This window comes from Variovorax humicola (assembly GCF_037889915.1).
Lineage (GTDB): Bacteria > Pseudomonadota > Gammaproteobacteria > Burkholderiales > Burkholderiaceae_C > Variovorax > Variovorax humicola.
This window is the reverse complement of sequence record NZ_JBBKZV010000014.1, coordinates 1-17,639: the sequence shown is the minus strand read 5'-3', so window position 1 is coordinate 17,639 and position 17,639 is coordinate 1. Positions and strand designations below refer to the sequence as shown.

The window sequence follows — 17,639 nt, the reverse complement described above, 5'->3', positions numbered from 1 at the left end:
GTCGTCGAGACCGTGCATTACGGAACCCACACGATTACCAACAGCAAGCAGATTTGGAAGGCCACTCGCAAGCCAGTCGCGCACATGCCCTTCGTGGTCAATCACGGCGCGACATATTTCCGATGGAATGATCATCCGAAGGGCACGCAATACGTCGCCATAACCACCGGCAACATCTCGCGGCTGACCTTCGGCGGGGACGGCAATCCGAGCCTGGTCGTGTTCGGACTGGCGGCGCCATGATGCCGCGCAACCTGCTCGCGGCGGCGCTTGCTGCTAGCCTTGGCATACTCCCTCAGGCCGAGGCCCAGCCGGCTACCGGCGGCAAGCGAGCCGGCGGCAGCGTCCGGGGAACCGGCCCTGGCCAAGGGCAAGAAGGCCTACCAGCGCTATTGCAGCGTGGTCCTGCCCTGCAAGGGATCTCGAAGCGAATGACGCCGGGAGACATCACGCGTCAATTGATGGAACCGCGAGGCTCCATGCCCAAGATGTATCCGACGCCGATCGACGACAAGATCTGTGCCGACCTCCGAAGCTACCTCATGCAGCTGCCCTAGTACGTCAAGCCCGGCGCTGCCCCGCCGCTTGCTTCGCTGCGCATTGCGCCGGTGCGAGTGAACCTCGCACGCACTTCACGGAACAACGATGTCACTGGACCCAGGAACCTTCGCCCTGCTCAGCCCGCAATCCATTGCCGCGGTCTTGAGGTCGACCCGCAATGGATTGCATCGCGAAGGCAGCGGCATGCATTGAGCGTTCGAAGATCCGGTGCACCAGTCATCCAAACAACACCCAGCCAGTCTTTGAGGAATCCCTCAATTCAAATATCTGGGCGCGGGTACAGGGACGCCGTTGCGAGGCGCCTCGATACAGGCAAAGCTGGTCGCCTTTGAGGCGTCGCCGCCCAGATATTTCGGGATCGCTGGATAGGTGCAGATGGGGCGCTCCATGGCGATCGCACTCCCCGCTGGATCCGAGTACCGCGTGGCAATCACGCTGTCCGGAGCGCTGTTGTTCTCGACCCAGTCGACGAGCTTCAGGATCACGTCGTGATCCTTGTCCTTGGGGACGAACGATGAGTAAGCTTGACCAAAATCTCCCAGACCGGCCCCTCCCGTGATGCTGCTGCAATGTCCCATGCCAGGGACTTGGTAGAAACGGAAAAAGCCTTTGGTATCGGCCAGCGAGCCTCCTTGGGCTTGCACCACGCGCTCGTAGTATTCGATGGGGCTGGAGAAAGGACCAGGATCGGCTGTCCCGTTGTACATCATCAACTTGCCTCCCGCTGACTTGAAGCGCGACAGGTTCGCGTCGTTGGCATTCAGGATGGGGGCTAGGACGGAGTCGACCTTATCCATGTCCTTGTCGAAGTCGAAGTTAGTGTATTGCCAGTCGGCTCCCAGCGCCCACTTGAACATGTAGAGCTGTTGCAGTGGCCATGACACGGTGTCGCCCTGGAACGCAAGTCCAAAGACTGCGCTTTCCGAGCCGAGAACGAGGCCCGAGAAGATCCGTTCGTTGGTATGAGGATTGACCGGGCCATTCCACGCACCCTTCAGGGCCGTGAGTTGCGGTGCGGTGAGACACGCGTCCGTCTCGGTGTCGCTGCACTTCGGCAGCTTTTCCGGATCGAAGGTGCAACCCCGCGGATCCGTGAGGAATTTGTCTGTCGGCGCGCCGCCGTCCGTTCCAACGCACGCGGCGAGGACCTTGCTCGTGATCATGTCGAGCTTTGCCTGCGAGAGCTTCGCACCGGGGGCGTTCAGCGTTTGCAGATTACTCAGGAACATCGTGTGAAGATGCGTGCGGTTGTTCGCGGGCGCGCCGGCCAGTATTCCGTTGTAGTCCTCGGGGTAGCGCTGGGCTATCGTCAGCGCCTGTTGACCGCCCGTTGAGCATCCCGAAAAGTAGGAGGTCTTGGGTGGCGATTGATAGTAGGCGGTGGTCAGTGCCTTGCCGGCGAGGGTCATCTCGTGGTTGGCGCGGTACCCGAAGTCGCGCCAACGCTCGGGATGATCGACGAGCTGGTTCGGGTCTGGTGCAGTGCCGAGATCCGTGTTGGCGGCCGCGAAGCCGCGCTTCAGGCCCTCAGCAATTCCGGCGTTGTAGGCGATGGATCCCGCTCCGCCGCCGTTGCCCGTGCCAAGGAAGCGGCCGTTCCAGTTCTGGCGGGGTAACCACAGCTCTACATTGATGTTCGAGTCAGCGCTGGGTTGCATCGTCATGACGACTCTGCAAAAGGCTGGTAGCCCGGCCACTGGCGCCGGCTGACCAGGTGGGGTGTAGTCCCCGGCAGGAATGGCAACAGCAGACTTGATCACTCCGCCGGCAAGCTTGGTGCTCATGAGACTCTCGCATGAGACCTTCTCACTGGTTGATGTAGGCAGCGTTCCGCCATTGATGAAACCTCCTCCACCATTGCTATGCCCACCGCCGCAGGAAGCGGCCATGAGAGCCGCAGCTGCCGCGGCGAGCGTGGATGCCCGCCGAAGACCGAGGCCCTCGGCGGGATGTTCGACGACTCGACACGCAGGATGTACTTGGGTCATTCTTGTCTCAGCTGAAGATGTTGAAGAAGCGGTACATCTCGCCATCGCCAGACGCACGCGCATGGAGCGGCGTTGGTCGGGCGGGTTCCTGTAGGCGGAGGGCCGCCTACCACAGCTGGTGCACCCCGGCAGGAGCGCAGGCCGCACGACTGTTTCGTTGCCCTCGGCATCAGCGAGAGCTGCTGCAACCGGGCCAGTGCCTTGGCGAGATGGCCCGGTCGGAGCACGGTCGCTAGATCGGGTACTGCTGTACCGAGGGCTCAATCGTGATCCATTTCAACTCGGTGAATTCATCGATCACGGCTCGGCCATCGAAGCGGCCGTATCCGCTGTTCTTCGTCCCACCGTACGGCGCCTGCGCCTCGTTCTGAACGGTGGATCCGTTCACGTGGCATGCCCCAGTGTCAATCTGGAGGGCGACGTCAAGGGCCCGCATCACGTCCTTGCAGAACACTCCCGCGGAGAGCCCGTACGCCGTATCGTTCGCCACGCTGACGGCTTCATGGTCGCCATTGACCCTGACCACCGTGGTGATGGGACCAAAGGTCTCTTCGTCGTAGATGGCCATGTCGCTCGTGACATGGTCGACGATCGTCGCGGGCATGGACGCGCCATCGGCATGACCACCGCAGGCGAGCTTGGCGCCTTTGGAGAGCGCATCGTCGATCAACGCATTGAGCCGAGGTCCCGATTGTTTCGACACCATCGGACCGATCACGCATTGCGGGTTCTTCATCGGGTCGCCGGCAACGAGCTCCCTCGCACGCGCGGCAAACTTGGAAACGAACTCGTTGGCAATCGCTTCGTCGACGATGATGCGCTCGGTCGACATGCAGATCTGTCCCTGGTAGAGGAACGAGCCGAAGACGGCGGCCTTGACTGCCTCGTCCACGTTGGCGTCCTTGAGCACCACCAAGGGAGATTTCCCGCCCAGTTCGAGCAGGCACCTCTTCAGGTGTACCGCCGCATTCTGCGCGATGATCCGTCCCACGCGAGTGGAGCCAGTGAAGTTGATGCGTCGGACGGCCTTGTGAGCAATCAGTGCGTCGATCACCTCGGGGGCATCCTTCGGGTCGTTGGTCAGGAAGTTGAGCACGCCGGCCGGCAGCCCTGCATCCATCAAGGCCTCCGCGACGAGCATGTGGGTCCGCGGGCTGGCTTCAGACGCGCGAAACACGACTGTATTGCCGCACATCAGCGGGTACGCAATCGCTCGGGCGGCCAACACCACAGGGCCGTTCCAGGGCACGATGCTCAGCACGACGCCGACCGGTTGGCGCACCGTCATGGACATTGCCCCCGGCTTGTCGGTGGGGATGGTCTCGCCCTGGATCTGTGTGGTCAGCGATGCGGCTTCGCGAAACAGATTTGCCGCAAGGACGACATTGAAGCCGGCCCAGAGAGCGGGCGAACCGACCTCGGCCGCCATCGTTTCAATGAAGTCTTGCGTGCGGGCTTCCAGCGCATCCGCGGCCTTGAGGAGAATGCGACGCCGCTCGGAAGGCGGCGAGTGACGCCACGTCTTGAAGGCGATACTTGCCGACTCGGCGGCTCGGATGGCATCGTCGACGCTGCCGGCAGCAGCTCGCGTCACGACGTCTCCACTGGTGGGGTGGTGACGCTCGAAGGTGGCGCCGCCTTCGGCTTCGCTTTTCACGTTGTCGATGAGAAGTTCGGATTCCATGATGTGCGTTCCAAGTCTGGATTTCGGAGAAATGAAGTGCGGGAGGGCGAGCAATGTGTCCGACGAGTTCACGCGCTCTTGTTCAGGATCTCTGCCATGCGCTCGCCGATGAGCGCGCAGGTCGCCATCGTCGCGACACCGGGGATGCGCGGCATGATGGAACTGTCGGCAATGCGCAGGTTGTGCACGCCGTTGACCCGCAGCCTGGCGTCGACGACAGCCTTCGCATCCTTGCCCATCCGGCACGTACCGACCTGGTGGAAATAGGTCGTTGCGCCGTCCCGCACAAAGTCGTCCATCGCCTGACCTGTGAGCTTTTTTCCGGGAGCAACTTCGCGCTTGACGAAGTTGCGCATCGCCGGCGAATTGCCGATCTCGCGGCAAACCTCGATCCCGTATGCAAGAGCCTTGACGTCGTCAGGGTGGCTCAGGAATCGCGCGTCCACGATCGGCCGATCGGCGGGATTGCCGGAGCGAAGCCTGACTTCGCCACGGCTCTTGGGCGCTGTCAGCCCCGCACACAGTGCCCAGCTCGTGGACGGCGGTGAATACTGCTTTGCCACAACCTCGCTCGCGTAGGGCAATTCGATCTGCACCAGGTTCAGGTCCGGGGTCTGCAGATCCTTCTGGCTCTTGATGAAACCAGAGGCGTTCGCGGCGCTGTTGCGGTGCGGCACGTGCTCGTTCGGCTCCCAGATGCACCCGCCGTGCAGTATGTGGTCCTGGAAGTTTTGCCCCACCTCCGGCGCATGAACGAGCGTCTTGATGCTATGCGTGCGCAGTTGCACCTCATCGCCGATTCCACTGAGCATCAGCAGCTTGGGAGTGTTGATACCGCCCGAACTGAGGATGACCTCGGACTTCGCCTGGATGCGAATGGGCGCCCCGTCGCCGCGGCGGAGCTCGACACCTGTGACACGCATGCCGGAGAAGAGCAGTCGGTCTACCTGCGACTTCACCAGCACCGTGACATTCTTGCGGGCGAGAACCGGATAAAGATAAGACCGCGCCATGCTTTGGCGCCGGCCGTCGCGAATGATCTGATTCATCAATGCGAAGCCGCCGTCGCCTACCTCGCGTGCCCCATTCAGGTCGTCAAGCACCGGCATTCCCAACGAGCGGCAGGCCGCGAGCATGGCCACCGCGGCGGGGTGCGGATCGTGTGCAGGCTGGCACCACACCGGGCCGCCCTTGCCGCGGTAATGCGCATCAGGCTTGCCTTGCCAGTTCTCCATGCCCCGGTAGATGGAGAGACCGTGCTCATAGCCCCAGGCTGCGTCCCCACTCTGTTCGGCCCAGTATGCGAGATCGTTCTTGAAGGGGCGCGCCCAGATGGTGGCATTGATGCTGCTGCCGCCGCCCACCACCTTGCCCATGTGTTCGGGGATCGCCCGATTGTTCGTGCTGGGCGCCGGGAGCGCCACGTCTTGCCAGTCGCGCTCCGTGTCCAGGTTCGTGAACCAGAGGCCTGGATCCATCACCGATGGCGCCGTGTCCCAGTCACCAGCTTCGATCATCAGGATGCTGGCGCTTGTCTTCGCCGCCAATCGGCCAACCAGCGCTGAACCCGCACTGCCCGTTCCAACCACGATGTAATCGTAGGCTTGCTGCAACGAAGCCGATCGCTTGGCTTGGTTCTCGCGCACGGCGTCCAGTTCATCGGCCACCGCTGCCAGCCCCGTTGTCGCCAGACCGGCCGCAGCGGCCGCACGGATGAAGCCTCGCCGGTCGAGCTTGCCTGCGATCAGGGCGCGTTCTAGCCGGTCCAGTTGCGCATCGTCTGTCATTTTTTGAGAGACGTAGGGAAAGGGTCGCATGCGTGTCTACCTTCGGTTTCATGGTGAGAAGTTCATTCCTTGAAGCCGCCACGCTGGAGCGACTCACAGGAAGGTCACGAAGGTATGTGACGCGGCACCTCGCCAGAAATATCGGGTAAACCCGCCTCGCCGAATCTGTTCCATTTCGGAACAGAAACGAAGTCACCAACCCAACGGTTCGCGCTACTTGCGACTGCCGAGTCGCCGATAGATCAAACCGCGCGAGACGCCCAGCGTCCTGGCTGCCTTGGCGAGGTTTCCGCCACATCGGTCCAGCGCCTGTTCAATAAGATGCTTGCTGCAATCACGCAGATCCACATTTGGACTCTCGTCGCCGGTCTGACGCGACTTGCGCCTGGGCTTCGGTCGGGTCAGCCCCACGGTCTCACCTCCGGGTAACTGCTCGCTCGCCGCATCGCCTGACTTCGCTGGTGCAAGCACTTGGACATCGCGCGGCACGACCGTAAGCGCCGCGTCGTGCCAGCCCTGTACAAGGTGCCGGTGTCCATCGGCCGCTCTCATCTCGGCGCGTGCCCACACCATGAGTCCATTCGCGAGCAGGAGGAAGGTGGAATCCGTTTCCGGCAGTGAAGCAAGCTGCGAGAAGCTCGCGCCCATTACGGCCTCAGCTGATATTCGCTCATGTGCACCCGGCGTCGAAGGCAAACCCAAGAGCCGGGCCGCAGTGCCATTCATCCACGCAAGCTCGCCTTCCCGGTCTATGCCGACAAGCGCCGCAAAGTGTGAATCCAGTAGTTTCGAATCGACTTGGAAGCGAATGACGAGATGGTCGGCGGACTGCGAGATCAGCAAGCGGTTCTCGATGCCAGCCGCGTATAGACTGACCACGATGGAAGCTTCAAAGCGAAAAGGTATTGCCTCGCTCGAGATGTCCAGTACGCCTGCAACCCTGCCTTGGGTGTCGCGTATGGGCGCCGCTGCGCAGTGCATTTCCTTGACCGAGTCGAAGAAGTGCTCGCCGGCGAAGACAGACACCGCTTGCCCGGTGCGCGCCACCACCCCTGGCGCAGTGGTCCCCACCGCTTCCTCGCAGAGGTTGACGCCCGTGCGTGTCGCAATGGGCATCAGCATCTCATGGGCTCGCCCTACACACGTGGCGCCGATCAGGACGCCGGTCGGGTCCGTCAGCATCGCAGCGCAGGATGTGGTTCCGAGCACGGCTTGCAACTGGGGCAGCGCGTCCAGCCATGCGCCCATCAGGTCGCGATGCTTCTGCAGTGCGAGATGCGTCCGGCTGGTCGATACCGGCTCGAACTCAACTTTCTCTGCCGGATTTGCGTGGAACCGCTGGCAGCGGGCCCACGACTCGTAGACGGCAGCGCTCACGATGCCTGAGGGCAATTCGCCCTCTTCGAAATAGCGCTGGCGGGCCAGGGCGATGCGCTCGCTCCTGGTATTGAAGAACAGCGATGGCCCGGGTGCCGTCATGTGCGTTAAACGCCTACGCCGGGTCGCCCACCTGCGAGCGATGTGCGTGCAGCGCCTCGAAGATGGGCGAGTCGCTGAACCGGAACAGATCAAGCGTCGAATCGCTCGCTGCATCGCAGCGCGCCGCGAAAGGCGCCCAGGAGGGAACAACGAACATGTCGCCACGCCGCACGGTCCATTGCTTGTCGCCCACGGTGACGCTTCCGGTCCCTTCGAACACCTGATAGACGGAAGACCCGACCTCGCGGTGCGTCAGCGTGGAGGCACCTTTCCTGACGCGGTGCATCTCGGTGCGGATGGTCGGCAGCACGTCGCGCCCGTTGCTGGGGTTCGTGAATCGCACGGCCGCATGTCCCGGACTCAGCGTCGCGGCATGGCCCTCCTCTTCCAGCGCCAATTGGTCGGTCAGCGCACGGTCGGTGTCGACCCAGCGATAGGCCAGCAACGGCGTGGCAGACGGCGCCTCCGGTTGCGAAAGCGGACGCAGGCCCGGGTGGCCCCACAGGCGTTCGGAGCGGGAGAACTCCGGCGTCGTCATCTCGACCGTACCAACGCGCTCGCGCCCGAACTCGAAGAACTGCGATTCCGTGTAGTACGAGAAGGGAATATCCAGTCCATCGATCCACGCCATGGGTGCGCTTGCCGCGTTGTGATGGGCATGCCAGTTCCAGCCGGCTTGCGGCAGGAAGTCACCTCGGGACATCCGCACCGGATCGCCATTGACGACGGTCCAAACGCCCTCCCCCTCGACAACGAAGCGGAACGCATGTTGCGTGTGCCGGTGCTCAGGCGCGTTCTCGCCTGGCATGAGGTACTGGATGGCTGCCCATAGCGTGGGCGTGGCGAAAGGCCGTCCGCCCAAGCCCGGATTGGCCAGGGCAATGGCACGCCGTTCGCCGCCGCGGCCCACAGGCACGATGCGGCCCGCCTCGCTGGCCAGTTCCACGAGACGGTCCCAGCGCCAGAGGTGCGGCATGGCCTTGCTGCGCGGGTTCTGTGGCATCAGGTCGCCGATCTCGGTCCAAAGCGGCACGAGCAGCTCGCTCTCGAAACCACGGTAGAGCTGTTCCAGCGCAGGACTGGGATCGGGCTGGCCTTTGGCGGCAACCGCCTTCAGGCGCACGGGGGACGGCATGGTTTCGACGGTCATTGGTGTACTCCTGCGCTTATTCGGCCGCGCCGATGTCGAGCGTGATCTCGCCCACGCCAGCGACGCTGCCTTCGATGCGGTCGCCCGGTTGCAGCGGACCGACGCCTTCCGGCGTGCCTGTGAAGATCAGGTCGCCAGGTTGCAGATGATAGAAAAGCGAAAGATCCGCAATGATCTCGCGGATGTTCCAGATGAGCTTGTCGAGGTCGGATTTCTGGCGCTGCTGGCCGTTCACCGTCATCTCTAGCGCCCCCTGCTCGAGCACCGTGCCTTCCATGGGCGCGACCTCGGAGACGACCGAGGACTCCTCGACGTCCTTGCCCAAGTCCCAGGGGCGCCCCTTGTCACGCGCCACCAGTTGCAGGTCGCGACGTGTCATGTCCAAGCCGCAGGCATAGCCGTAGACCAGCTTGTGCGCGTCTTCCTGCGACACGCGGAAGCCCGGCGCGCCAATGACCAGCACCAGTTCCATCTCGTGGTGATAGTTCTTCGTCTCCGGCGGATAGGCCACGGTCGCGCCCGACTCGACCAGCGTCTGCGGCGACTTGGTGAAGTAGAACGGCCGCTCGGCGCTCTTGTCGACTGGCTTTCCCATCTCGACCGCATGGGCGTGGTAGTTGCGGCCGACGAAGAACAGTCGGTTGATGGGCAGGCGTTCGGACTTGCCACGCACGGGCAGCGACTTGACGGCAGGAGGAGTCCAGAGATAGGTGGTATCGGTCATGGGGTGTTCTTTGTGGTTGGTGTAGGTTGGTGATCAAGCGTGGGTGTGTGCATTGCGAGCGGCCGACGCGGTCGCTTCCGAGGCCATAACCAGCCTCGCGGCGTGCTGCACCGATGCAGACTTGCGGTGGTCGATCAGCAGCACGGCCAGCATGCCGATGGCGCCCGGTATCGCAATGGCGAAGAAGTTCTGCTGCAGCGGCAGTTTCAGGCTGACCAGCAGGCCGATCACGATGGGCGCCAGGATCGCACCGCCGCGACCGATGCCCAATGCAAAGCCCAAGCCGGTGGAGCGGATCGCCATCGGATAGAACTGCCCGGTGTAGGCGTTGGCCACGATCTGCGTGCCGATGGTCGAGGCGCCTGCAAGCGCCACCACGATGAATAGAAGCTCCTGCGGCATGGCAAACCCCAGCAGGCTGATTGACACGGCTGCCAGTGCGTACATGGACGCCAGCACGGCTTTGATGTGGAACCGGTCGGCCAACCAGCCGCCGCCGACTGAGCCAACGATGGCCCCGGCGTTGAGCACCAGCACGAATGTCAATGCCGAGCCCAGGCTGTAGCCGGCGCCGGCCATCAGCTTGGTCAGCCAGGAGCTGAGTGCATAGACCATGAACAGGCACATGAAGAATGAGGTCCAGAACATGAGGGTGCTGAATCCACGGCCCTCTGCGAACAATTGTCGTGTCGGGGCGCCATGTGTCTCGTCCCTTGCAGGCACGGTGAGTTGGTCGCCGGCTTGCGGTTGGTAGCTCGGCTCGACCCGCGCCGCGATGCGCTTGAGTTCCTCGTGCCGCCCCTTCGCCAGCAGGAAAGGCATTGATTCCGGCAATGACCGCAAGATGAAAGGGATCAGCAGCACGGGCGCGCCAGCCGCGAAGAACACCGACTGCCAGCCATAGCTCTCGATCAGCCCCTTGCCCAGCAACGCCGCCAGAATGCCGCCCACCGCGTAACCGCTGAACATCAAGGTGACCAGCGTGGCGCGCACCTTCTTGGGCGCGTACTCGGTCATGTGGGCAACCACATTGGGCATGACGCCGCCGATGCCCAGGCCCGCCACGAAGCGCGAGGCGGCAAACAGCAGCGGATCCCTTGTGAGCGCGGCGGCTGCCGTGAACACGCTGAACAAGGTGATGCACATGACGATGGACCAGCGCCGGCCGATGCGGTCCGCCAGGGTGCCCAGGAAGATGGCACCGAACGCCATGCCGAACAGGGCCGAGCTCACCATGAACCCCGCTTGCGTGGGGTCCACGCCCAGGTCTTTCATGATGGAGGGCAGCGCGATGCCCACGACGGCGAGGTCGTAGCCATCGAAGATGATGATCAGGGCGCACCAGAACAGCACGAGGCCGTGGAAGCGGTTGAAGCGGGCATCGTCCGCGAGTTGGTGGACATCGATTTGGCGCATAGTGTTTGTCTCGTTGGGATTTTTCAAAAGGGGACTGTCGTCAGCGCCTGGTCACTGCTTCGACATCGGCGTGGCCAGGTCGGCCAGGCGCTCAACATCCACGGGTTTGCGCTGCTCGATCAGGCGGCGCGCAAAGCGCAGATCGCGCGCTGCGTTGTGCCCGATGGCGGCCTGCACCACGTCGCCAGCCAGATAGAACAGCACGAAATTGCCGCTCGCCTCGTCGCCACGCCGCACCACGCGGTGCGCGGCGGCCGGCATGCCGTAGATCTGCAGGTTCATGCCGTACTGGTCGGACCAGAACCAGGGCAGCGGCTGGTAGTCCACCGTGTGGCCGAGGGCGGAGCGCGCAGCGGCAATGCCTTGCTCCTGCGCGTTTTGCCATGACTCCAGCCGCAGCCGCCGCCCGGCCCAGGCGTTGGGTGCCACGGCAACGTCGCCAGCGGCCAGGATGTCGGGGTCCGAGGTGTGGCAACGGGCATCGACGAGCACGCCGCCTTCGCATTCCAGACCGGCCTCGCGCGCCAGTTCGTCGTTGGGCACCAAGCCGATGCCCAACACGATCGTGTCGCAGCGCAAGGCACTGCCGTCCGCGAGCAGAACTTCGGAGCGGCCATCCGCGGCCCGCGCGAAGCCGCTGACACCCGCGCCCAGCAGCACCCGTGTACCTTGCGCGCGGTGCAATGCCAGCAGGTGTTCGGAAATCTCAGCAGGCACGGTCCGTTCGCACAACCGACTCTGGGTTTCGACGACGACCACCTCGGCGCCCTGCTGGCGCGCCGTGGCGGCGACCTCCAGGCCGATCCAGCCGCCGCCCACCACCACCAGGCTGCGGCCAGCGTCCAGCGCCGGGGCCAGCGCCTGCGCATCTTCGATGGTACGCAGGGTGTGCAACGACACCTGGTCGGCGCCAGGCAGCGTGAGCTGGCGGGCGCGACCGCCGGTGCAAAGAATCAGCTTGTCGTACGCGACGGCATCGCCATCGGCCAGCATCACCTGCTTGGTGGCGCGATCGATGCGGTGCACCCGGGCGCCAGGCCGCCAGTCCAGCCCCAGAGCCACGAAGGCTTCGGGCTTCATCAAGCGGGTGGATTCGGGCAGCGCCGCGCCCGACAAAACGGCCTTGGACAGGGGTGGTCGTTCGTGTGGCGGATGCGGTTCGTCACCGATCAGCACCAGCCGGCCCGTGAAGCCCTCGGCGCGCAGGGTCTGGGCCGCCCAGCCGCCGGCCTGTCCCGCGCCGATGATCACAATGTTCTGGATCTCGCTGGCGTCCGCGCATGCGGCGGCCGCGACCTCAGGTCGCTCTGCAGTCATGGGGTTCTCCTTGGAAACGATGCGTCAGTCGAGGGCGAGCCAGACGCGGCCGCCTTCGATCTTGACCGGATAAGACCGGATCGCTTCGGTCACCGGCGCGCAAGTGGGCTTGCCGTTGCGCACATCGAACTTGCCCTGGTGCAGCGGGCATTCAATTTCATGGCCTTCGAGAAAGCCCTCGCACAGGCGCGCATGGCCGTGCGTGCAGATGTTGTCGGTGGCGAAGACTTCGCCTTCGACGCTGTACAAGGCGAGATCCTTGCCCGCGACGATCATGCCGATGACATCGTCGGTGGGCACGTCGTCGACAGTTGCTGCGTCGGTCCAGTTCAGTACGGTCATGTCGTGCCTCAGATCGGATAGATGATGGAGTTGGGGATCATTTCGCTGTCATAGATGACCTGACGCGAAGAGAACCTGAGCCCTGCTTCAGTACGCACGACGACATCGATATAGCGGCCGACGTTGAACACCGACGAAAGCTCCGAGAGCTTGGTGCGAAACACCGCGTAGTTGGCTTCGCATTCGAAGCGATCGGCCTCGGCCTTCTTCACCACCGGTGCGCCGACGACGTGCCGCTGGTAGTACGGGTCGTGGAACAGGGTTTCACGAATGCCGTAGACGCGGTCCTTGAGCATGCCCTTGCTTTCGAACGAGAGCGTGGCCAGCGGAAATCCGCGCTCGAAATTCTCGCGCGGCTGCAGACGGTAGCTGCATTCGTCAGTGAAGAACTCCGGCCATGCATCCCAATCACCGGCGCTCAAGGCGCTGGCGTAGTTTGCATAGAGCTGCCCCAGTTCAAAGTGGTCCTGGAAGTCCATGATTCAAGCCTCCATGACCTTGCGCCAGTATTCGTACATACCGCGTATCAGGGTTTCGGTCACCATGTGGTCGGTGTCTCCAACCTCGCGGCCGCCCAGTTCGGCGAGCGTGCGGTGGAAGGGCTTCTGCTCGAACCCTTTTTGCGAGAGCTCGATCACCTCGCCGTCGTCCGCCGACACGAAGCCTGCGGGGCCGAAGAGGTTGGCCTGGCGCAGGCGCCGCTGCGTCATGGCCTCGTCGTCGTCCTCGAATCCGAAATGGGTCCAGACGAAATCGAAGGCGCCGGGGCCGCTCGGCTGGATATGCCGCGTCGAGACACTGTTGACTTGCTGCTGGAAGATCACGCTCGGAAACAGCGTCATCATCACCGCCGTCGGGCCGCCCCACCAGGGCTCGGGCACGATGTCGAGGAAGCGGTCGTCGTTGAGCTGCATGCTCTCCTTGAAGCTCGATACCTGGGTCACCTGGTCGGCCTTGCCGCTGGTGCCGCGCGTCGAGATCATCGCGGCGTGGCGATGGTGGTCGTCCATCTTCAACTGCGACTTGTTGTCCGCACGCCAGAGGCCGAACGTGACGAACCAGGTGTGCAGCAGGCCAGGGTGATACGGGTCCTTGATGTTTTCCTGCATCAGCTTCCAGTTGCCCGGGATGCGTTGGCGGTTGTAGCCGAGGATCTTGAGCTTGCGGCCGTTGAAGAGACGATCGAAATAGCCCAGGATCGTCGGGCCCATGAAGTCTTCGAGCGATTCGATGTCCGGATCGAAGGACGCGAAGACGACGCCCCCGCGCACTGCTACCTTGAGCTTGTTGAGGCCATGTTCTGCGGGCTTGAAGTCGGCGGGCATTCCGCCGTTGATCTTGCCGTCCTGCTTGACGCCGCGGCGGAACGGGACGCCTTGCAGGTCACCGCCGAGCGAATAGTTCCACTGGTGATAGGGGCAGGTGAACCCTTCCGCCTTCTTGTTGCCATGGCGTTCGCGGCAGAACTGCATGCCGCGATGGGCGCACACGTTCTCGACCACGTTGATCCCGCCTTCGGCATCGCGGATCATGATCACCGAGCGCTCGCCGACCACCGTGCGCTTGAAGTCGCCGGCTTCGGGGATCTCGGCTTCCAGGCCAACGTAGCACCAGTGGCTCTTGTAGAACAGACGCTCGAGTTCGCGTCGATGCTGGTCGGCCTCGGTGTAGGCCATGAAGGGTATGCGGCTCGTACCCTGGTCTGCCCAGTGGATCTGCTGGGGAAAGACCGCTGTTGCGTCATCCATGTTTGTCTCCTGTGTCGTGTTGTCTCACGACCGGCGTTGTGGGGTGCACGAATGATCCTCGCTGCGGGCCCATCGTTCAATAGAATACCGGCAATACACAGAATTGATTTGGCGAATGCGAGGACACGATGGAACTCAATGAAATCGACCTCAACCTGCTGGTTGTGTTCCAGCAATTGCTGATCGACCGGCGCGTCTCGAAGGTGGCGACCAGCCTTGGGCTTTCACAGCCGGGGGTCAGCAATGCGCTGGCGCGACTTCGCAAGCTCACCGATGACCCCCTGTTCCTGCGAACGCCCAAGGGCATGGAGCCGACACCCTTTGCCGAACAACTCGCCGAGCCGACGGCCCGCGCCCTTCAGGTCATCCATGCGGCCCTCAACCAGCGTGCGACCTTCGACCCGGCAACGTCGAAGCGCGCCTTCACCGTGGGCATGACGGACATCGGCGAGATCTACTTCCTGCCCAAGCTGATGAAGGAACTGGCGCGCGTTGCGCCGGGCGTTTCGCTCAGCACGGTGCGCAACACCTCCGTCAACCTGCAGGACGAGATGGAGGCGGGTCACGTCGACCTCGCAATGGGCCTGCTGCCGCAATTGAAGGGCGGATACTTCCAGCGCCGGCTTTTCAAGCAGCGCTACGTTTGCATGTTCCGGCTTGGCCACCCACTCGACAAAGGCAAGATTTCCTTGAGCGACTTCTCTGCGGCCGAGCATGTCGTGGTGATTTCGGAAGGCACCGGCCACGGGCAGGCCGATGAACTCCTGCGACGCCAGAAGGTTGCCCGCAAGGTCGTCCTGACCGTGCCTCACTATGTCGCGGTGGGGCACATCCTGCACGACTCCGACCTGGTCGCCACCGTGCCAGAGCGACTCGCACGGGCGCTAGTCACACCGTTCGGGTTGTCATACGCCAACCACCCGGCGAAGCTCCCCGAGATCACGATCAACTTGTTCTGGCATGAACGCTACAACAAGGATCCTGCGAATGTCTGGTTGCGGGCTCTGGTCACCCAGTTGCACGGAGAAAGTGCTGGCAAGCAGTAGCCGGCCGCGACCCCGTATCAGCGTCCCGCTGCAACGGCGAGTGTCGGTTTGGGGACAGACCCCAGCAGGTTGAGACGGCTGACCGCCGTCGTCATCTGCGAGTGTCGCCGCCACATTGCCGAAATCTATGCGCTGTATTCAGCACATGCGATTGATCCATGTTCCCTTTGGGGCAATGATCGCTTGTTTCTTTCTCGGCGGCGCGTGTCGGCGAATGATCCGTCGCGCGGCGCCGCGCAGCACAGCACTTCTTGCCCGTGCTGAGCAACGCAGACCCAACATCACCCGACGCCATCCGATGAAGCTCTACACCTTTTTCCGTAGCGGAACCTCCCACAGGCTCCGCATCGCCCTCAACCTCAAGGGCCTGGCCTACGACCAAGTCGCGGTCGATCTGCGGCGGGAGAGCACCTCGGCGACGCATATCGATCCATCAATCCGCAGCAACTCGTCCCGACTCTGGATTTCGATGGCATGACGATGACGCAGACGCCCGCGATCATCGAATGGCTGGAGGAGCGTTATCCGCAAGCGCCACTGCTGCCGCAAGATCCGATCGGCCGCGCGCATGTGCGGGCGCTCGCCGCGATCATTGGATGCGACGTGCATCCTGTCAACAATCGCCGCATTCTGGAGACGCTGCGGCATCGCTTCGGGGCTGACCAGGCGGCGATCGACGAATGGTGCGGCACATGGATCAGCAGTGGATTCAGCGCGTACGAAGCCTTGCTGGCAGCCCGCGGTTCGGACCACGGCTTCTCCTTCGGCGATGCGCCGACGCTCGCCGACGTCTATCTCATCCCCCAGATCGAAAGCGCGCGCCGCTTCAAGGTGGATCTGGCGCAGTGGCCGCGCCTGCTCGCGATCGATGAATCGTGCGGGAAACTCGACGCCTTTCAGCGCGCTGCACCGGCGGCGCAGCCTGACGCGTCCTGATCGGGGCCTGCGCATTCGTCAGACTCTATTGGCTTGTGTCGCCTGCAGTCCCATCATTGCTGACCAATCCCAGTCCTCACGAACATGACCGAGTGGACCTTTTCCAGTTGCGAGCGATACACCATCTGCTCGGCTGAGGCCATCGAACGAAACGCCTCGGGCTCACCACTCCTTCAGTTGCCCGCTCGATGGGCCGGGCTCCCGGTGGGTGCGTGCCCAAGCTCGAGAGCGGCGCGGCGTGCGTGAGCGCACCGATGTTGCTAATGGCCACGCGCGGACGCGGCCGGCGATGGTACCGATTTGAGCATCGCACGGTGGAACTCGCTACCGCCCCGGGCATGCTTGAGCTCTACGGGCGCGGCTTCCAGCGTAGCGGCGCGCGTTGGGAGGGTGAATTGGGAATGACAGTCGGAGTATTTCTCACGCCTGAGCGGGTACGCCGTCTGGCTCCTGAACTGCCCGAATTCGACTTGAAGACGATGCACGAAGTCTTCGATCCCAAGTTGCAGTGGCTGATGCAGGAGCTGGCGGATGAAGCGCTGCGGGGAGCGCCTGGCGGTGCGCTCTATGCGCAGGGTCTGTCGTGCGCCCTGATCGGCCGACTGGGAGAGCACTACGGCGCCCCCGTCGGCGCCGCCCCTGCGGGCCAACTCCGCAAAAACAGTCGCCAGCGCGTGCTTGACCTCATCGAGACCAACCTCGCGACGGACCTGAGTGTCGAAACGCTCGCGCGCGAAGCTGGCTTGAGTCCGCATCATTTTGCGAAATGCTTCAGGGCGAGCATGGGGTGCACCCCGCATCGATACGTGCTGCAACGGCGTCTGGATCGCGCTCGAATACTGCTGAGGGACACGGCCATGCCAATCGCGGAGATCGCGGTCACGCTCGGTTTCGCTGGTCAATCGCACTTTACGCAAGCGTTCCGCGAAGCCTTCGGCGTTACGCCTGCGACCGCGCGAAAGTCCTAATCCCGCACCGGTGGTCTTCGACAATGCACCACTGTTTTTCGAAAGACCGCTGCAGCACTCACTCCTAACCTCGGTATTCATTCCATTCACCGAGGAGATACTGTGACCTTCAGATTTCGCACGCGCCGGCTTGCCGGGCTGTTCGGAGCCGCTGCGCTCGCGGCGCGCGTCAAGGTACTTGTCGCCTCTTTCATGCAGCCAATGGCTGAATATTTTCGCGGCGCGAGGCCGCAGCGACGATGGAGTCGCGTTCCGGGTTGAGCGAGACGGTCGCGATGTGCGACCAGTCGCGCGTGTTGCCTGACCAACGCGCCGGGTTGCGCTCGCGAGCCTGGAGGTAGACCTCGTGCCGGGCCGTGAGGATCGCGACATCCTCGCCGGCGTGGCGCTGCGCGGGGCTGACGTAGCGGATGCCGCTGTGGCGATGGTCGTGGTTGTACCAATGCACGAACTCACGCGCCCATTCGCGAGCTGCCCGCAGATCCGCGAAGCC

General features: G+C 63.3%; 15 protein-coding genes and 2 pseudogenes. 5 read left to right on the top strand and 12 right to left on the bottom strand.

Annotated features, from left to right (window positions below; genetic code table 11):
- Window positions 1–12: 12 nt before the first annotated feature.
- Window positions 13–243 carry a hypothetical protein gene (locus WKW80_RS20850; RefSeq protein WP_340365485.1) on the top strand — a complete coding sequence of 77 codons (231 nt, stop codon included), beginning with the start codon at window positions 13–15 and terminating at the stop codon, window positions 241–243.
- On the top strand, window positions 240–557 hold the full coding sequence (locus WKW80_RS20845; protein ID WP_340365484.1) for a hypothetical protein: 318 nt from the start codon (window positions 240–242) through the stop codon (window positions 555–557). Before WKW80_RS20850 ends, WKW80_RS20845 begins: the two co-directional genes overlap by 4 nt.
- 258 nt (window positions 558–815) lie before the next feature.
- Here the strand turns inward: WKW80_RS20845 and WKW80_RS20840 are convergent, their stop codons facing one another.
- The 11 genes from WKW80_RS20840 to WKW80_RS20790 form a co-directional block, all read right to left on the bottom strand.
- Window positions 816–2,345: a tannase/feruloyl esterase family alpha/beta hydrolase gene (locus WKW80_RS20840; RefSeq protein ID WP_340365483.1), complete on the bottom strand. Its 1,530-nt coding sequence runs from the start codon at window positions 2,343–2,345 to the stop codon at window positions 816–818.
- A gap of 436 nt (window positions 2,346–2,781) precedes the next feature.
- Window positions 2,782–4,233 carry an aldehyde dehydrogenase gene (locus tag WKW80_RS20835; protein ID WP_340365482.1) on the bottom strand — a complete coding sequence of 484 codons (1,452 nt, stop codon included), beginning with the start codon at window positions 4,231–4,233 and terminating at the stop codon, window positions 2,782–2,784.
- Window positions 4,234–4,301: 68 nt separating this feature from the next.
- Complete coding sequence (locus WKW80_RS20830; protein ID WP_340365596.1) at window positions 4,302–6,020, bottom strand: GMC family oxidoreductase; 1,719 nt, start codon at window positions 6,018–6,020, stop codon at window positions 4,302–4,304.
- A gap of 213 nt (window positions 6,021–6,233) precedes the next feature.
- Window positions 6,234–7,499, bottom strand: a complete 1,266-nt coding sequence (locus WKW80_RS20825; protein WP_340365481.1) for a helix-turn-helix domain-containing protein — start codon at window positions 7,497–7,499, stop codon at window positions 6,234–6,236.
- 13 nt (window positions 7,500–7,512) lie between these two features.
- The gene (locus WKW80_RS20820; RefSeq protein ID WP_340365480.1) at window positions 7,513–8,649 is read right to left on the bottom strand and encodes a cupin domain-containing protein; all 1,137 of its coding nucleotides are present in this window, start codon (window positions 8,647–8,649) and stop codon (window positions 7,513–7,515) included.
- Between the two features lie 16 nt (window positions 8,650–8,665).
- Complete coding sequence (locus WKW80_RS20815; RefSeq protein WP_340365479.1) at window positions 8,666–9,373, bottom strand: fumarylacetoacetate hydrolase family protein; 708 nt, start codon at window positions 9,371–9,373, stop codon at window positions 8,666–8,668.
- 33 nt (window positions 9,374–9,406) lie between these two features.
- Window positions 9,407–10,789, bottom strand: a complete 1,383-nt coding sequence (locus WKW80_RS20810; protein ID WP_340365478.1) for an MFS transporter — start codon at window positions 10,787–10,789, stop codon at window positions 9,407–9,409.
- Window positions 10,790–10,840: 51 nt separating this feature from the next.
- Complete coding sequence (locus tag WKW80_RS20805; protein WP_340365477.1) at window positions 10,841–12,106, bottom strand: NAD(P)/FAD-dependent oxidoreductase; 1,266 nt, start codon at window positions 12,104–12,106, stop codon at window positions 10,841–10,843.
- A 24-nt stretch (window positions 12,107–12,130) separates the two neighbouring features.
- Complete coding sequence (locus tag WKW80_RS20800) at window positions 12,131–12,448, bottom strand: non-heme iron oxygenase ferredoxin subunit (protein WP_340365476.1); 318 nt, start codon at window positions 12,446–12,448, stop codon at window positions 12,131–12,133.
- A gap of 8 nt (window positions 12,449–12,456) precedes the next feature.
- Window positions 12,457–12,927 (bottom strand): aromatic-ring-hydroxylating dioxygenase subunit beta, encoded by a 471-nt coding sequence (locus tag WKW80_RS20795; protein WP_340365475.1) that lies wholly within the window; start codon window positions 12,925–12,927, stop codon window positions 12,457–12,459.
- Between the two features lie 3 nt (window positions 12,928–12,930).
- Window positions 12,931–14,196 carry an aromatic ring-hydroxylating dioxygenase subunit alpha gene (locus tag WKW80_RS20790; protein WP_340365474.1) on the bottom strand — a complete coding sequence of 422 codons (1,266 nt, stop codon included), beginning with the start codon at window positions 14,194–14,196 and terminating at the stop codon, window positions 12,931–12,933.
- A 128-nt stretch (window positions 14,197–14,324) separates the two neighbouring features.
- Here WKW80_RS20790 and WKW80_RS20785 point away from each other — a divergent pair, with 128 nt between their 5' ends.
- The 3 genes and pseudogenes from WKW80_RS20785 (at window position 14,325) to WKW80_RS20775 (ending at window position 17,146) form a co-directional block, all read left to right on the top strand.
- Window positions 14,325–15,242 carry a LysR family transcriptional regulator gene (locus WKW80_RS20785; RefSeq protein WP_340365473.1) on the top strand — a complete coding sequence of 306 codons (918 nt, stop codon included), beginning with the start codon at window positions 14,325–14,327 and terminating at the stop codon, window positions 15,240–15,242.
- Between the two features lie 298 nt (window positions 15,243–15,540).
- Window positions 15,541–16,178: pseudogene (maiA, locus tag WKW80_RS20780) on the top strand (maleylacetoacetate isomerase).
- 338 nt (window positions 16,179–16,516) lie between these two features.
- Window positions 16,517–17,146, top strand: coding sequence for a helix-turn-helix domain-containing protein (locus WKW80_RS20775; RefSeq protein WP_340365472.1), 630 nt, complete (start codon window positions 16,517–16,519; stop codon window positions 17,144–17,146).
- A 190-nt stretch (window positions 17,147–17,336) separates the two neighbouring features.
- Here WKW80_RS20775 and WKW80_RS20770 read toward each other — a convergent pair.
- Window positions 17,337–17,639: pseudogene (locus WKW80_RS20770) on the bottom strand (IS3-like element ISAzo10 family transposase); the annotation flags it as partial.

Bases quoted from the DNA above. Each gene is read 5' to 3' on its own strand.
- WKW80_RS20845 (WP_340365484.1), top strand. From the start codon at position 240: ATGATGCCGCGCAACCTGCTCGCGGCGGCGCTTGCTGCTAGCCTTGGC.
- WKW80_RS20840 (WP_340365483.1), bottom strand. From the start codon at position 2,345: ATGAGCACCAAGCTTGCCGGCGGAGTGATCAAGTCTGCTGTTGCCATT.
- WKW80_RS20835 (WP_340365482.1), bottom strand. From the start codon at position 4,233: ATGGAATCCGAACTTCTCATCGACAACGTGAAAAGCGAAGCCGAAGGC.
- WKW80_RS20830 (WP_340365596.1), bottom strand. From the start codon at position 6,020: ATGACAGACGATGCGCAACTGGACCGGCTAGAACGCGCCCTGATCGCA.
- WKW80_RS20825 (WP_340365481.1), bottom strand. From the start codon at position 7,499: ATGACGGCACCCGGGCCATCGCTGTTCTTCAATACCAGGAGCGAGCGC.
- WKW80_RS20820 (WP_340365480.1), bottom strand. From the start codon at position 8,649: ATGACCGTCGAAACCATGCCGTCCCCCGTGCGCCTGAAGGCGGTTGCC.
- WKW80_RS20815 (WP_340365479.1), bottom strand. From the start codon at position 9,373: ATGACCGATACCACCTATCTCTGGACTCCTCCTGCCGTCAAGTCGCTG.
- WKW80_RS20810 (WP_340365478.1), bottom strand. From the start codon at position 10,789: ATGCGCCAAATCGATGTCCACCAACTCGCGGACGATGCCCGCTTCAAC.
- WKW80_RS20805 (WP_340365477.1), bottom strand. From the start codon at position 12,106: ATGACTGCAGAGCGACCTGAGGTCGCGGCCGCCGCATGCGCGGACGCC.
- WKW80_RS20800 (WP_340365476.1), bottom strand. From the start codon at position 12,448: ATGACCGTACTGAACTGGACCGACGCAGCAACTGTCGACGACGTGCCC.
- WKW80_RS20795 (WP_340365475.1), bottom strand. From the start codon at position 12,927: ATGGACTTCCAGGACCACTTTGAACTGGGGCAGCTCTATGCAAACTAC.
- WKW80_RS20790 (WP_340365474.1), bottom strand. From the start codon at position 14,196: ATGGATGACGCAACAGCGGTCTTTCCCCAGCAGATCCACTGGGCAGAC.
- WKW80_RS20785 (WP_340365473.1), top strand. From the start codon at position 14,325: ATGGAACTCAATGAAATCGACCTCAACCTGCTGGTTGTGTTCCAGCAA.
- WKW80_RS20775 (WP_340365472.1), top strand. From the start codon at position 16,517: ATGCTTGAGCTCTACGGGCGCGGCTTCCAGCGTAGCGGCGCGCGTTGG.